At 38.0% G+C, this 14,792-nt stretch carries 16 protein-coding genes; 6 read left to right on the plus strand and 10 right to left on the minus strand.

Translation table 11 applies throughout. The features are described 5' to 3' along the window. Positions 1-698: 698 nt before the first annotated feature. The 5 genes from ATL39_RS14915 to ATL39_RS14935 form a co-directional block, all read right to left on the minus strand. The gene (locus tag ATL39_RS14915) at positions 699-941 is read right to left on the minus strand and encodes a hypothetical protein (protein ID WP_120194166.1); all 243 of its coding nucleotides are present in this window, start codon (positions 939-941) and stop codon (positions 699-701) included. A gap of 508 nt (positions 942-1,449) precedes the next feature. Next, a complete protein-coding gene (locus tag ATL39_RS14920; RefSeq protein ID WP_120194167.1) occupies positions 1,450-1,749 on the minus strand; it encodes a TIGR04104 family putative zinc finger protein in 300 nt (99 codons plus the stop codon). A gap of 428 nt (positions 1,750-2,177) precedes the next feature. Then, entirely contained in the window at positions 2,178-2,867 is a 690-nt protein-coding gene (locus ATL39_RS14925) for a CPBP family intramembrane glutamic endopeptidase (RefSeq protein ID WP_120194168.1), read from the minus strand. Between the two features lie 102 nt (positions 2,868-2,969). Next, complete coding sequence (locus ATL39_RS17710; protein WP_120194169.1) at positions 2,970-3,272, minus strand: TIGR04104 family putative zinc finger protein; 303 nt, start codon at positions 3,270-3,272, stop codon at positions 2,970-2,972. Positions 3,273-3,737: 465 nt separating this feature from the next. Continuing rightward, entirely contained in the window at positions 3,738-4,160 is a 423-nt protein-coding gene (locus tag ATL39_RS14935) for a hypothetical protein (RefSeq protein ID WP_120194170.1), read from the minus strand. Between the two features lie 730 nt (positions 4,161-4,890). Here ATL39_RS14935 and ATL39_RS14940 point away from each other — a divergent pair. From ATL39_RS14940 to ATL39_RS14955, 4 genes are all read left to right on the plus strand, one after another. Next, positions 4,891-5,214, plus strand: a complete 324-nt coding sequence (locus ATL39_RS14940; RefSeq protein ID WP_120194171.1) for a DUF2188 domain-containing protein — start codon at positions 4,891-4,893, stop codon at positions 5,212-5,214. 397 nt (positions 5,215-5,611) lie between these two features. After that, positions 5,612-6,139 carry a YcxB family protein gene (locus ATL39_RS14945; protein WP_120194172.1) on the plus strand — a complete coding sequence of 176 codons (528 nt, stop codon included), beginning with the start codon at positions 5,612-5,614 and terminating at the stop codon, positions 6,137-6,139. Between the two features lie 770 nt (positions 6,140-6,909). Next, positions 6,910-7,443, plus strand: a complete 534-nt coding sequence (locus tag ATL39_RS14950) for a hypothetical protein (protein ID WP_120194173.1) — start codon at positions 6,910-6,912, stop codon at positions 7,441-7,443. Between the two features lie 37 nt (positions 7,444-7,480). Further along, positions 7,481-8,044 carry a hypothetical protein gene (locus tag ATL39_RS14955; protein ID WP_170146951.1) on the plus strand — a complete coding sequence of 188 codons (564 nt, stop codon included), beginning with the start codon at positions 7,481-7,483 and terminating at the stop codon, positions 8,042-8,044. 197 nt (positions 8,045-8,241) lie between these two features. Here the strand turns inward: ATL39_RS14955 and ATL39_RS14960 are convergent, their stop codons facing one another. The 4 genes from ATL39_RS14960 to ATL39_RS14975 form a co-directional block, all read right to left on the minus strand. Then, on the minus strand, positions 8,242-8,472 hold the full coding sequence (locus ATL39_RS14960) for a hypothetical protein (RefSeq protein ID WP_120194175.1): 231 nt from the start codon (positions 8,470-8,472) through the stop codon (positions 8,242-8,244). Between the two features lie 23 nt (positions 8,473-8,495). Beyond that, complete coding sequence (locus ATL39_RS14965; RefSeq protein WP_120194176.1) at positions 8,496-8,996, minus strand: YcxB family protein; 501 nt, start codon at positions 8,994-8,996, stop codon at positions 8,496-8,498. Between the two features lie 92 nt (positions 8,997-9,088). After that, entirely contained in the window at positions 9,089-9,667 is a 579-nt protein-coding gene (locus ATL39_RS14970; RefSeq protein WP_120194177.1) for a hypothetical protein, read from the minus strand. A 133-nt stretch (positions 9,668-9,800) separates the two neighbouring features. Beyond that, positions 9,801-11,033: a hypothetical protein gene (locus ATL39_RS14975; RefSeq protein WP_120194178.1), complete on the minus strand. Its 1,233-nt coding sequence runs from the start codon at positions 11,031-11,033 to the stop codon at positions 9,801-9,803. A 358-nt stretch (positions 11,034-11,391) separates the two neighbouring features. Here ATL39_RS14975 and ATL39_RS14980 point away from each other — a divergent pair, with 358 nt between their 5' ends. After that, a complete protein-coding gene (locus ATL39_RS14980) occupies positions 11,392-11,919 on the plus strand; it encodes a YcxB family protein (RefSeq protein ID WP_170146952.1) in 528 nt (175 codons plus the stop codon). Between the two features lie 125 nt (positions 11,920-12,044). Here the strand turns inward: ATL39_RS14980 and ATL39_RS14985 are convergent, their stop codons facing one another. After that, positions 12,045-12,947, minus strand: a complete 903-nt coding sequence (locus ATL39_RS14985; protein ID WP_120194180.1) for a DMT family transporter — start codon at positions 12,945-12,947, stop codon at positions 12,045-12,047. A 154-nt stretch (positions 12,948-13,101) separates the two neighbouring features. Between ATL39_RS14985 and ATL39_RS14990 the strand changes: the two genes are divergently transcribed. Then, the gene (locus tag ATL39_RS14990) at positions 13,102-14,523 is read left to right on the plus strand and encodes an aminotransferase-like domain-containing protein (RefSeq protein WP_120194181.1); all 1,422 of its coding nucleotides are present in this window, start codon (positions 13,102-13,104) and stop codon (positions 14,521-14,523) included. The last annotated feature ends 269 nt before the right edge of the window (positions 14,524-14,792 follow it).

Below are 14,792 nucleotides of genomic sequence, written 5' to 3' on the forward strand. Positions count from 1 at the left end.
TTCCAAAAAGCATTTGAGAATAAAAAAATAGGGAGCGTGGAAAAGTAATGGAAATCTTTGTTGTAATAGCAGTTTTCTTTATTGGGTTAATTATCTGGGCTTTTTATGACTCTAAAAAGAAAAAAGAATAGAAAACTTAAAACTCCGATAAAAATAGTGTAATTAAATCATACATTAGTTACATAAGCTATTAGGAATAAGAGTGAAGGACTTCTATATAATTAGGAGTCCTTTTATAATATCGGGCCTGCAAAAATAAAGAAAAGACACCGTGACAGCATGCCTTCTCTTAATATAGTTGCTGTTAAGAACAAAAAAAGAGCTGCTTCACAAGAAGTAGCTCTTTCTTGTGTTAGCGGCAGACAATAAAGCTCAAAAATAAATCAAGAAAAAAAGGTGATATTATCTTTAAAAGTAACACTAATCCCATTGAAGAAAGAGAACAAAAACAGAAAAAGAAATCCTACATGAAAAGAAGAATGATATTAACATTTAGCTTAATAGGCATCGTACTTCTTATCAATTTAGGCTCCTACCTTTTTGGATATGATGACAGTTGGCTGACAGATTTTCTAGAGGAGTATAGTAGAGATTAAGTAGTATAAATTGTCTAACTTTAAGAAAGAAGCTATTCACAAATAGGATAGCTTCTTTTCACATCTCATATTTAATTAATCCTCCCACATAATAACAACCTATCAAAATAACCGTTCCACTACATCAGACACATACCCATAAATATAAATATTAGCGATAGGCAGCAGCCAACCTGCTATGATTGTGAGGATAAACCACCGTTTCGATTTTTTCTTATGGGTATAGAACGTCATAAGTAATCCCACAATCCAGCCTACCGAAAGAAGAATGCCATAGTCGTTCACTCCATCCCCTTCAGCGATGAACCCGGTCATTTTTATGGAAACAATAAAAAACGTGAACATTCCACTTAATGCAATATTCATCACCAGGAGAAAAGTATATGCACTTGACGTATAGATAGAACTCCTCCTTTTTGTTTCATTTCTGTTTTCTATTTTTCACAACTCTTCTAAACGTTAGGATGATACCAATGATAAAGAAAAAGACTGATATGTTCATTACTACAGGGTAATACCCTCTACTCAAATAAATTTCTTCAACAAATAGCCTGCATATTTGGGCAATTATAATTAATACACCTGCTAATAAAACAAATGGATGTAAAGGATAGAATGATCTTATAAATTTTCTCATTGCATAAAATCCCCCCATAATAATCTTCTGTCTGTATCATTACATTAAACCGGTTTTTTAATCTTATGCAGAGTTCGTTCTAATCGACCACTGTGTCTCCTATGGTATCCTTTGTTATCCCTATTGGTGTAGACCAAAACGTTTGATAGTTTAACTATCCGCTTAGTCTTTTTATAAAAGAAGGAGATACTCCTCTATGATTAGAAAAGTATTGGTTCAAAACAATGCTTCTTCTTCGTTGGAAAGCTGCAGGTACCAGGGAAATATCGATAAATAAATAGGCAGGACGATAAAAAAAGCAAGAATCGAGGCTGCCGATGGTCCTAAAAAGAAATTCAGCAGCACTATCATTAGCACACCGAGAAAAGAGAACCCACTAGATAGTTTTCTCGTACGAGCGGTTGGGTATTGCTCTGTCTGGCAGTGCGGGCAAATCATATAAGTTCGGATAGTGAACGATTTCTTTGTCACATGCCACCAACTCCATGTATGAAAACAATATTGACATTCAGGCATCCAATACCTCCTTACTATGTAAAAATTATCCTATGATACATGGTAACATTCTCAACTAAAATAATTCCATTCCCCCCTAAATAGTTTCTTTACGTAATCGAGCTTATTAGAATCTAATGAAATAGAAAGGGAGAGAAGGGGCTGCTTAAAGCACCTCATCTCTCCCTTTCTATTTGTAAAAGAGTACTGATTTTAAGAATAGTAACTATATTATATTTAAACCGATCATTTGGAAACATTGATATCCAGCATTTTTAACATATTGGTCTCATATAAGTCTCCTTAGGTCCAAAGATGACAATGGTAAGGTCAGCAAGATAACAGACGTCCATTAAAGTTGATTGATTAGATCGGAGAACTCTATATCGCAGTATATCATTGACCTTATACTTACTTTTGCTTTCTTATCATCCTGGTATAGGGAAAGGTTACAAAAAGGAAAAAGCACTAACGGCAATAACGTTAATACTATTTATAAACATATGATGAAGAATTGGCGGGTAAATGCTATCGTACTTATGATATAAGTATCCAAATGACAGTCCCGCGACAAGCAGTGCTGGCATAATGAGAGTTACGGGATGAGCCAGTAAGAAAAGAACCGAACTCAACAATATCGCGATGAAAGTATTATATTTCGTCTTTAAGGCTTGTAGTATCCCTCCACGAAAGATAATTTCTTCTATAAGTGGCGTGACTAAAGCAATGGCTATAAATACTGCAAAGATTGTAAATAGATTGATTTCCAAGGAAGCGGTACCGTTTTGCGTCTCGGGGAGATTATGAGTATCACCGCCGAAATAAATCAGTATAAAAATTAACTGGGTCGCAATCATAAGTATCCATAACAAAGGTATCTGCCATGTTAACTTCACGAGCTGCTTTTTCTTTAAGCGCCTGAACCCTAATGCTTCCCACGTTAACTTATTTTTCTTTATCATGTATTTGTTGATGCACAAAACAACCACAACAAAAATAATGATGCTTATTGTTCCAATAGAGAATTCAAGACCATTAGAAAAATGGCCAAGAACAGCAATGACCAGTACACTTGATATTATTATCCATGCCAGACTAATCATGGCAGTTTTTAATACATCCCATAAGCTGAACCTCATTATTTCAACCTCCAATCCTAAAAGTACATCTTTTTTCCTTTGTTGCTGTTCGTATTTTCGATGCTTTGACCCCTTTTCTATATATTATTGGGGATGAAATGATTAAAATAAGCCTTCTTTTGTATTTGATAATCTGTGGAAAAAGGGATACACCATTTGGTAGCATCCAAAAAGAATGACTAACACCGTTATAGGTGGGATTAGGGAATCCAATCTGATAACCATCGTCAGAAAGACGAAAAAAATAGCGTAACACATAACAAAATCGAATTTAATTGTACCGCTGGTAGGATACTGCTTTACCTGGCAACAAGGGCAAACTATATATTTTCGAATATTGAAGGAATTTTTGGCCACGTCCCACCATGTCCAGGTACGGGAACAGTTCTGACATATTGGTCTCATATAAGCCTCCTTATACAGGATAATATTGATGAGTATTCTCCTTAACTCCCACGTTTTTCTCTCTTTTCACACCTGATATTACCATTTATTCCCTTCCTTGTTAACAGTTCCTTGTCTTCTCGTAAGAGTAGTAGCAAAATAATTAAACAATAGAGAAGAAAACTATTTCGCTTTTCAAGTAAGAAATCCTAATGGATAAAACCGAGCGTAACCCTTTTAGATTATGCTCGGTTTTATTTTAAATACTTTATTACGCTCACTGGTGTTTACTGTTATACAGTCTTCCATTATCGGGGGCGATCACGGAATAACATATGTAGAAAATGAGTAAATTTTTTAAAAATGAATGCTTATTTATTTCTCCTTTTTTCTTCTAATTTTTGAGTAAAGAGAAGCAGAAAAGAGCCGGCTATGAGCATTAGCATACTGGACAACATGAAAAAGATTATGAGAGACACGTTACTTCTACTCCTTTGTTTCCTCTTGGACGATCCACTTTCCTTTCTTTAATTGATACCCTTGTTGGGTCATCGAGAAGAAGTAGCCTCCTAATATAATGAGTAAAGAAACGGCAGCAATGATACCACCTATTAACATACTCATCCATAATCCTTCAAAGGTAAAAAGAAAGCCTGTCATAAGGATAGTTAAAATAGCAAAATAGACGATCGGATTTTTTGTACCATCGAAGTCTTGATCAAATGTTGTCATGCTCTCTTTCTTGAAATGCTTATACACGGTAAACCGAAAAAAGAAGCTAATAGTCGCACCAACTGCTAACCCTGTCAGCATACTATCTGCTGCTGTGGCTACGCCGAAAAAAACGGCAAAAGTAAAAATCCCTAATATAAAACTCAATCCGTGGAAAATAGCGTTTTTTTTCTTCAATATCATCTTTCCTTTCTATTACTATTTGATTCCCTAAAGATTATAATGTATTCCTTTAATTGATTTAATAACCAGGTATGTCTTGCTATGTAGTAAATTAGCCTAGAAGATTCAACATTGCTCATTTCTTCTTTTCAAAAATGCAGTCTCCAGAAATAGTGAATGGATGTATAGCTCCTCCTCTTTTCGAAGCATCCGTTTTAAGAGCTGATATTTTCTCTCTGAACATACCCCTACTGACTTCGTCTATAAAAATACTCGTTTTCAGATGCCTTTGTGTCATTCATTTCTTGCAATTGTCGTCCTTCATTTTGATCTTTGCAGCTCACTTTTATGTATGCCTAGTGCCGATGTTCCATATGCCCCCCTCTCTTTTCACATTCTCTCTGGAAAAGATACCGTTTCCGTTCATAAATGTACAGACAAAAGAAAAAACGACCGTAAAGTAAATTAACACTTTTACAGACGTTCATATTGATTCTTTTTCTTTGTATTTTCACCGTTCCTAAAAGGGTACTTTTACAAACATAAATTTAAGAAGAATTGAGTTTGAAGAAAAATGATATAATAAACAGTAATTACCATAATTAAGTAATTCTTATTAATTTATGGATTAAAATATTATTCTATTTTTATTATCTTCAATATTCTCTAAAAAATTAAGACTTTGTTATTGTTGTAGTCTTTTGTTGATTTTAATGAATCACTTTAAGCTTTAGGAGATGAAAAAATGAACAAAAAAAATAGTAAGTTTTTTTATAAAAACTTATCGAGTAAAGAAAAATTAAATCGAAATATTTTGATGGGTATTTTATTTATTCCAGCATTTATACTCTACGTTATGATCGATGGATTTACTATGGATAAGATAATACCTTTGGTGGTCTTTCCCCTTCTCTTCTTGGTTTTTATACGGGGGAATTATAAAAATATGAAAAAAGAGGCTATTGAGTATTCCAAAGAACAAGCTAAGAAGAGTAAGTCTAAGCATCGTATTCAAGGCAAAGATGGTACATTTCGAGATGAAGATTCCTATGAAAACGATCCACATTAACCAAAAGGATAACTTTTCATTTAGCAGAACTTGTAGTTCTGCTTTTTTATTAATAACAATATTATTACATATCATAAATTATCAAAAAGTCTTCCCATACCAAAGGAGAGAAGATGTGCTTTCATCAGCCGGTAGTGACCCCAAAAGTTAGAGTAAAATCTAATGTTTGGGGTGTTTTTTCATGTCTAAAATGATGGGGTCACTCTACATTTTCTTTCCCTTTTTGTTTTTAAAAGTGTACTTTTACGGACAAATAAATAAAAGAGTCTATTCCATATAGCCTATACTAGATAAAACTTCTAAAAGATTTTTACTATTTTTTTGAAATAAAGCTTTATTTTAAGTAGAATACATACCGTTAGTTGATACATAACTAAATTTAGTTAGGAGGATCTCTATGGAAAACGTTACATTTCATGGCCAATTAAGTCAAAAAGAGTATACTTTGTTCCTTTTATTTGATACTCGAAGAAGACTTGTCACAACATCCATCCCCCTTTTCCTTCTTCTTTTTATTTTTTTGGTATTGATGGATATGGTTAATGTCTACTCTCTTTCTTGGTTAGCTGTCTTTTCTTGGTCGTTCATTCTTACGCTTGTATATTATGTTTTAGCCATATGTACACTGTATTTTTCAGCAAAAAAAAGTTACCAAACAGATCCCTATACAAAGCGTTATAATACCTATTCTATTAATGAAGAATTTATGTTTCAACAAAATGATAGAGCAGAAGCAAAACATATTTGGACAGATATGCATCGTGTATTTGAGTTTGCAGATATGTTTATCCTTTACTTAGCTCCTAGAAGAGCCCTGGTTTTACCTCATCGATTTTTTGAATCAAATAAAGACAAGCAGGCATTTGAAGAAATCTTGAAACAGCGTGTAAATAAAGACCAACTGCATCTTAAAAACCATTCATAATACCTTCACCGGATAGCATCAAAATTTTAACCATTTACAAAACCAAGCATACTTCGTATGTCCATTAATGGACGAGGTATTGCCATTATTTCCTTCTTTCCCGAGTCCTAGTTCAATGCAGAATGGAGCTGAATATTAATTTTTTATCTAAATGGACCCTTTTTCAAGCGTTGGTCATCGTTATATTATTCAGCTATTTTTATGTGATAGAAACGTTTTCGAGTAAAGGAACTGCACCTCCGTTAAATGGCAGTTTCACCGCCGTAAATTCTGTCTATTTACTACTGCTTTTTATTTCCGTCGTAATCCTTTGTTTTTATTTCCTTTTTTTCTTTCAACAAAAGAAAAACAGAGCGTTTCTCTACTATCCCATATGGAGTAGAGTACCTTTAGTAACCATCATCACTGGTGTCCTCTCATTTGTCGTTTTTATTTTCATAGATCTATCGGCAGACATTTATTCTTTAGTCCAGAGTTACGGTTTCTTATTGTAAGTATTCCTATCTTATTTTCTTTTCCTTCTTTATATTTTCATCTTTTCGATGCTTTCTACATTTATGATGAAGGATCAAACGAAAGAAAAGGCGCTGCACCTCTCTCCTTTTGTTACTGTAGGTATCTTCATTATATTGTTTTTAGTCATGTAAAAATAAGTTTACATAATCACGGTATTCGACGTTTTTTATACTATTAGGAGGAAAAATTTGATGGCTTCTACGTTTAAATAAAGAATAAACTTGCTTTTATTTTTATATATAGGAGAGTTCAATGTGATACTTAAATGGCTGATTTACCAACTATACATTCCTTATGTAAAGCATCACATTAAACATATGAATGCTAGGGGAAAGCATGAAAAACGGATAAAAGAATTAATGCAAACGTTGGAAGACCTTTTAATAAAGGCAAAAATCTTAAAACTTCAAGGCACGAAAGGAGATAAGACCCCTCCAGGAAAAGCCGCTTTGGAATTGGTTGACGCCTTTTTATATTATCAGGATAAGAGAGACCAGCCTGATTTTCATCTTCTCGCAGCTAGAAAATGGGCTCCTCCGAAACGAAAAAAAGGTCAATGGGCGAAAAAAATCACCATCATAAGTTTTGCATTAAGCCTTCTTGTATGGACAGCGTCAGTGTTTCAAAATAACGTTGGGCAAAGTCTTTCTCTATTGATATACACAGGATTTATTTATTTTCCAATTATGACCTTGATTGCCTCCATGTTCGCCGGAAGAAAATATTTCTTTCGAATCGGCTTATCCAGTCTGGTTCTCACGCTACTGGTTATGGGAATGTTGTACTGAGGTTCTGCTGAACGAAAAAACATTTCCCAAAGGAGTTATGATGAAGATACTATTGATACCTATACTCTGCCTAACATTTATATCAGCTGCCTGCTCTTCTGCAGAACATGGGCGGCTGGAACCCCTCGAGGTGGAAGAAACGGAGTTTGGAACCATTTCCACCTATTATCAGGAAGAAGATATTACCGATATAGAAACAGGACCGATTTCTATAGAAGTAGCGAAAATCATTGTTTCAAGTGCGGATGTAGAGAAGGAAGAGGCACAAGTTCTCACTTCCGATGAAGAATCGGAGCAAGTAGCATTTATGTTGTTTGTCTCTACAAAAGACGAAAATATCTTATTCAGCCCGGACCACCTCACGCTGGAAACCAGTAAAGGAGAAATCATTCAAAAACCAGATGATTATTTAAGTGACACCGTAGATATCCAATATCTTGAGGAGCGAGAAGTTCCGAGACGAATTACATACCCCGTTCAAGAGTCTGAAGCAGCTGAGTTAAATGAAGTTTCTTTGAACATTAAAGCTCCTACTGATTTAGAAGGAAATGCTTTAGATGAAGACACCACCCTGACGATCGATTTAACGACATCACCTTAAATTCATTTGAATGGATTCGTAAGGATAACTAGTTTACGAAAAGAATAATTCAGCACCATATAGAAGTTCGAAGTGTCTAAAACTTCTACATATAAGGATAGTGCCCATTTTCAGTTATAAAAAGACGACCTCCAGTATTTGTTGCAATAGTAGAGGTCGTTTTTTAACGAACAAAATTTATGAAGCTACTTTAAATTCTATTTTCCCGCATTTCCCATCTTTTTTTTATAATGTAAAAGAATGACGGGAATAACAATAGCCCATAAAATAGTATATAAGATCAAAGAGGAAAATTTGAAATTACCCATTAAAATAGGAGCTAGACCTAATAAAAATAAAAAGGGAATGCCCTTTTTTATTCTTTGATACTTTTCTGACGGTGTAAGGTTTTTAAATAATATTTTATTTCTTTCGTTACGCTTACTCAATATATTCTTCCTTTCAAAGGTATCTATTTCTTATAATGATAGTCGATCATTGTCTTTACTTCTTGAATATCTTTTTCAGATTCAAAAAAATGAAACGGTAGAATAATAGCTTTATTCGTTGAAATATAAAGCAAAAACATATCCCAGGTGCGAACCACTTTGTATACATCTTCCCAGCTATATTCGTTGTGTTCCCCTTCCCTGTATTGGATGATTTTAGATGTAGTGATGGAGTATGTATGCAGCTTTTCACTTGCCGCATCCCCCTTATACTTTTTTCCAGCTTGAAAATACAACGCCATCATAGATATAGAAAATACAGTGCCGACAATTACAACAGAAAAGAATAAAACCAATCCTGTTTCAAATTCTAACGATAAATAACCATTCACCACATACAAGAAAAAATATACTGTTGCCCATAAAAGAAGAAACTGAATGGCCAATTCTTTTCTACGATTTAAAAAAATAAATGTAATGAAATCTTTCTTGGTCAATCTTCCCTGACAGACACACTCTCTCATACGCTGGACCTCCCCCACCACTTATTGCTACAACCCAGAAAACAAAAGTCAGGTAAATGAACTGCTTCGTGCCAGGATAGCTCTGTTCTTCCTCATTTTTGCCAAGCCTGTTTCATCGGTCCTAGTTTTATCGTTATTTCCTGCTTCGTTTCTCCAGGCGAAAGCTGAATGGTGAACTGATTTGTTTCCCGCCACCTAATGTCATAGTCCTTTCGAGAAAACGAGTCTTCCAGTCCATTTGTCGATACGCTTGCAATTTGTACAGCGTAAAGATAGTTATGTATCTTATAGATATCATGTCTGGTATGATGTAGAACATCTTTTTGCATTATAGCAAAGCGATATTGATTATCTGGAGACGAAAAGAAGATCGTTTCATTATTGTTTATTGAAAGAGCAAAGGCTAAACAGAACAGGAAAAATCCAGTAAATCCAGTAACCACCAAAAAAACAAGAAGATATTTATTATTTATCAAAGAAAAGACAAAAACCAGAAGAAAAAGGAGGAAAAGAAATAACAAAACGGTAACTATTGCCTCTTGGGTAAGAAACGAATAAAATAATACAGCAGGAAATACATAGACATCATGTATTAGCGCGATAAAAAGAGAAAGCGCAGCCGTACCGCAGCATAAAGAGAAAAGAAGAAAGATGTATTTTTTCTTACGCATAAAGATGAACGCTCCCTTTATTCATATGGTATTCATAGAGCTTGCTTTCCTTTCTATAATCATTTCTATCCCTCGTCAGATCCTCTGCATACCTAGTAAAAAGCTCCTCTCAGAACAAAAAGAATCACCTGAGTTATGGTGCTGCATTCAATTGAAACGTCCCCACCGCTTCTTCATACAGCTCTTTTAATTCATCATAGTCCTCCCTTTCATTAAACAGATTGTAGCGCGCAATATGAATGCGATGGTCGGTTTCCATCGCAAACAAATATTCTTCATACGTTTCCATCTTCACTCGAACCCCTGTCGTAAAATCGCCCATATCAAAAGAAGAATCCAGCAGCACTACCTCTTCTACTTTATCTTCGGGATACAGCCTAGCTAAGGCTTCTTTATTGGCTTGAGCAATTTCGCTTTCTGAAAAATAGGGGGACGGTAAATCCTGGGGAAACACTTCGAATCTGGTATCCGTCTCTACGTAATCCTGAACATTTGTTTTCGCTTTTTTTTCCAACGATGGATAAGTTTTTTTCACCCGATATAATCTTGCGGGAAAAGCTTCTTCCAGTACAAATTCGTCCGGAAAAGCAGGGAGTGTTATCGAATAGCCGTCTTCTCTGCCAGCGCCCGGTTCATTGTTTGCGACGGGATCATAGACGACCTCCTGCACGGCACGCGTTTTATCAGGTCTGCTTTCCCAGGAAGCTGGATCATCGAACGTGAGGCTGGAGATTGCTTCGAGCGCCTCTAGTTGAATCCGGTCTATTTTCTCTGTCTCCAGAGGAATACGTACTCTTGCTAAAACTATGATATCCTCGTGCATACCGTAATATTCGATCTCTCTGTAGTGTTCTTTGTCCGATTGAAAGGCATACGCGAACGGTCCCATGTCGGTACTATCTGCCTCCAGTACTTCATACGCTTCCCCTTCATCAGCAAAATCGCTGCTGGTTGATGTCTTGTTTCGCTGCAAAAATGCCTCCGGGTCTTCCAAACCTCGCATTGAAGCAAAGACTTCTATTACTGCTTCCTGATCATAATGGTAGGTATCATATTCTTTTTCCGATACATAAGCAATGTCTTCTGGTTGATACGTAAACGTTATACCATCGACATCCGTAAAGTAATCATGCATCACTTCAAAATTCTCCGGCTTGTTCATTTTGAATAAGGGCTGACCACTATTGTAGCCTATGTATTCTGTTGGTTCTTCTTCAGGATTGCTTGTGTGTTCTGCCGAAGGAGATGGTTCCTCTGCCTCCTCTTTAGGAGAGGAACTCTCATGAGAAGACGATGGTTCTTCTTCATTGACGCACGCTGCGAGAAGCAAAAAAGCCAATGGAAAAAATAATACTGGGCGCTGCATCTTTTTCTCTCCTTTTTTCAATTTCCAGCTATCCATAATACGACGAATGAACATATATTATCCCACATATGGAAATTACTGAATATGTTGAACGAGGATAGTCTTATAGCTCTAATCATTTTCCCTTATTTAATATCTAGCAAAACGTTTATTCCGTATGATTTCATACAGTTCATGCTCTCTTTTGTCTCTCTGGTTTTTTGTGCTTCTCCCCTGTGTGTCCTTATAAAAAGCGCACTAGTCGATCATTCGAAAAGATTCTTTGCTAGGCGACTTTTGAAATAACATATCCTTTTACGTAGAATGTACTCTATAGAATGGTACCTAACCAAATATACTTCCAGTTAGGATGTGCGATATGGAAAGCGTCACCTGCCGCGGTCAAGTAAGCAAAAAAGAGTTTATGATGTTTTATTTGTTTCATGTACGAAAAAGACTGGCCTTTCAATCATTTGCCTTCCTTCTTCTTTTATTGATTTCTTTTACCTATTTAAGCAGCTCCACCGATATAGTGAGGAATACGTTTCCCGTTTTCAGCTATTCGATCGTCGTTGCTTTATTATATAGCGCCGCCCAGTTGGGATTAACGGCTTTCTCTGCCCACAAGGACTACGAAGGCGATTCTTACATAAGGCGTGATGTTACGCACGTGATCAATGAAGAGCTTTTAATCCAACAAAGCAATAAGGGAGATAAACTAAATAATTGGGACGATGTTCACGAAGTCTTTACGCGGAAGGATAAGTATTTGATTTATATAGGTCCTTATCGAGCCGTCATTCTGCCGTTTCGTTTTTTTGCATCGACCAAGGATCGGCAAGCTTTAGAAAATATCATGAAACAGCGTTTGAAAAAGAAGCAATTGCATCTAAAAAAAGCTCCATGAAAGAAAATCAAATAAAAGTTTTTAACTAATAACTAACAGAATCTTTAATGAAAAAGGAGTGAACACCAATATACAGCCTCCTCGCTTTCCTTGTGGTGCAGTCTTTTTATTTGGTAAGCTCGCTTTCATTCATATACTGGCACCGATTTTGTTTTCTTCTGGAAGTGGCTATGCGATAGATAGACCCCGAGCAAGGTAATGCCCCCGCCTATCAGGGTGACGACTGTTGGTGTTTCCCCCAGCCAGATCCAGGCCAGAAGAAAAGATAACACCGGTGTTACATACAGGGCACTCGTAGCTTCAGAGGCGCCGGAATGTATCGTCAAATACGCTAATGTAAAGTAGGGCAGGACCGTCGGAAAGACGCCCAAGTACACCACGACCCATGTAACCTCTAACGGTGCCTCCCCTATCGCCTGTCCGAGACCAGGAAAGAAAATCAGCATCCATAACGTGCCGGCCCAAATCGCATACATCGTAAATGGGATGACTCCGTATTTTGTTAAGTAGGCGTGTTGAAAAACAAAATACACGCTTTCTGCCAGCGCCGCCAGCAGAATAATCCACACTCCCGTCTGCCAGGTAAACGAAGAGCCACTGCCTTCCAAGGAGATCATCGCAATCCCTCCCAAACTAATCAACGCCCCGATCCATTTCATCCATCCCAGTTTTTCCCGAAAAAAGGCCGTGACTAAAAAGGCTGCAAACAACGGCGTTGTAGACACCAATAAACTGGCCGGTCCAGCCTCGACGGTTTGTTCTCCTATATTCAAGGCCGTATGGTACACGCTGAACCCCAATCCTCCCAGGACTAGGATCACCGGCCAGTCTCGAACCTTCGGGAGGGAGATGCGAAGACAGGCCGCGACGAGGACTAATACAACAGAACCAATTAGCAGCCGGAGTAACGACAGATGCTGAGGAGAAAAAGCCGTCAGCGCCACACGAATGGCTGGAAATGCAGAAGCCCATAAAAAGATGGTAACGATATACGCCAGAAACAGCGTGCCCTTGTTTGGATGTGTCATGTTTTCCTCCTCCTATTTTCTGCTTCTTACCCAACCACTAGTATCAGCGAATGAGCGATAGTTTTATGATAATATGGAGGAGACAACATGTCTTCAACAGGTGAACTCATTTTCTACCCAACCAATTTCCTGTGAAGATAACAAGGAGAAATCAATGAACGAAACAAAACACGTGCACATCGTGACATTTATCAAGGATAAGATAAAAAAAGGCGAATGGACCATCGGCAGTCGTCTGCCCAGCCAACGGCAATTAGCTCTTCTATTTGAGGTGAACCGGAGTACGATCGTAACCGCCCTGGAGGAATTGACTGCCGAAGGATTAATTCAAGGAAAAACAGGCGTGGCCACGGTAGTGATCAACAATACCTGGACCCTTTTGGAGGGTAACGTGCCCTCCACCTGGAACAAAAATATCAAGCTTGGGGGTCATCAGGCCAGCAGTGTGTTAGTACAGGAGATTAACGAGGCAGAGTCGGATCCCCGTTTGATTCAACTGAGTAAAGGGGAATTAGCACCCGATCTGTTTCCTTTACAGCAAATGAAAGAAGTCCTCCATCGCGTGTCCGATCAGTTAACCTCTTTCGGCTATGAAGAACCAAAGGGCAACCGGCAGCTGCGGGAAGCTGTGAGCGTCCATTTAAAAAAGAGAGGCATCAATGCCTCTCCTTCCTCCATTCTGATTGTTTCGGGAGCCCTGCAGGCTCTCCACCTTATCTCTGTCGGCCTGTTGCAGCAAGGCTCGACCGTTTACGTGGAAAAACCGTCCTATGTCTATTCGCTGGCGGTGTTTCAGTCGGCCGGGGTCCAGTTAAAAGGACTTCCCATCGACAGAGAGGGTCTTTCCTTAGAGGCATTACAGAAAGTACCCTTCCGTCCCGGCCATTCCGTGCTGTACACGAACCCTACCTACCATAATCCGACCAGCTCTCTCATGAGCCTCAGCCGTCGAAAGACCCTTCGTGCGGTATGTGAAGAAAAACAGCTACCGATGATCGAAGACGACGTGTACCGAGACTTGTGGCTGGATGAACCCCCTCCCCCTGCGCTAAAAGCAAGGGACACCACGGGCAGTATGTTATACCTGGGCAGTTTTTCGAAATCTCTCAGTGCCGGTCTGCGCATTGGCTGGGTGGTGGGTCCTGATGCCGTCATCGACCGGCTGGCCGATTTAAAAATGCAGTCCGATTATGGCTCCAGCAGCCTGTCGCAATATGCAGCGACGGAATGGCTGACAAGCGGCCTGTACGAGGAGCATCTGACAACGATAAGAGAAGCGTTGATCTACCGACGAACGCTTTTCGTTCAGGCTCTAGAAACCTACTTAGCACCTTATGCCACCTGGACCGTTCCCACGGGCGGGTTCTTTATCTGGATTCAATTACATCAAGCGATCGACGCCCGTTCGTTGTTTTCCCAGGCGAAGGAAGCCGGCCTGTTGTTGAATCCGGGAAGTATTTATGCTGAACCCTCCGGCAGCTACATCCGTTTGTCCTACGCTTATGCTTCGCACTCCGAATTACAGGAAGGCATTCGACGATTAGCTCTTATCATTAAAACAGCCATAGAAAAATAAGTTCACTTTCTAAAGAGATATGAACACCCCATTAAAGTAGACCTCTAAATTACCATCAACTAAAAACAGGCTGAATATGATAGAAGGATACTTTATTTTAAGGTTCTTCTCTTTTTGATTTGCAGACGTCTGTTTTTAGAAAAGGTGTTTATTTTAGAAGGAACTGGTTTTCTATATTCTCTGTAAAGAATATAGGAGGAGCAAATCCAATCGGATGGCAGGCGCCCTTGCGTATGAAATACATATATAACAAATTATTTAGTGAACTA

Source organism: Sinobaca qinghaiensis, from assembly GCF_003610495.1.
Classification (GTDB): domain Bacteria; phylum Bacillota; class Bacilli; order Bacillales; family Marinococcaceae; genus Sinobaca; species Sinobaca qinghaiensis.

Coding starts and splice junctions, on each gene's coding strand:
- ATL39_RS14945 (WP_120194172.1), top strand. CDS start 5,612: ATGGAAAACGTTACATTTCATGGCCAATTAAGTCAAAAAGAGTATACT.
- ATL39_RS14940 (WP_120194171.1), top strand. CDS start 4,891: ATGAACAAAAAAAATAGTAAGTTTTTTTATAAAAACTTATCGAGTAAA.
- ATL39_RS14925 (WP_120194168.1), bottom strand. CDS start 2,867: ATGAGGTTCAGCTTATGGGATGTATTAAAAACTGCCATGATTAGTCTG.
- ATL39_RS14965 (WP_120194176.1), bottom strand. CDS start 8,996: ATGAGAGAGTGTGTCTGTCAGGGAAGATTGACCAAGAAAGATTTCATT.
- ATL39_RS14970 (WP_120194177.1), bottom strand. CDS start 9,667: ATGCGTAAGAAAAAATACATCTTTCTTCTTTTCTCTTTATGCTGCGGT.
- ATL39_RS14920 (WP_120194167.1), bottom strand. CDS start 1,749: ATGCCTGAATGTCAATATTGTTTTCATACATGGAGTTGGTGGCATGTG.
- ATL39_RS14990 (WP_120194181.1), top strand. CDS start 13,102: ATGAACGAAACAAAACACGTGCACATCGTGACATTTATCAAGGATAAG.
- ATL39_RS14955 (WP_170146951.1), top strand. CDS start 7,481: ATGATGAAGATACTATTGATACCTATACTCTGCCTAACATTTATATCA.
- ATL39_RS14985 (WP_120194180.1), bottom strand. CDS start 12,947: ATGACACATCCAAACAAGGGCACGCTGTTTCTGGCGTATATCGTTACC.
- ATL39_RS14975 (WP_120194178.1), bottom strand. CDS start 11,033: ATGCAGCGCCCAGTATTATTTTTTCCATTGGCTTTTTTGCTTCTCGCA.
- ATL39_RS14980 (WP_170146952.1), top strand. CDS start 11,392: ATGGAAAGCGTCACCTGCCGCGGTCAAGTAAGCAAAAAAGAGTTTATG.
- ATL39_RS14915 (WP_120194166.1), bottom strand. CDS start 941: ATGTTCACGTTTTTTATTGTTTCCATAAAAATGACCGGGTTCATCGCT.
- ATL39_RS17710 (WP_120194169.1), bottom strand. CDS start 3,272: ATGAGACCAATATGTCAGAACTGTTCCCGTACCTGGACATGGTGGGAC.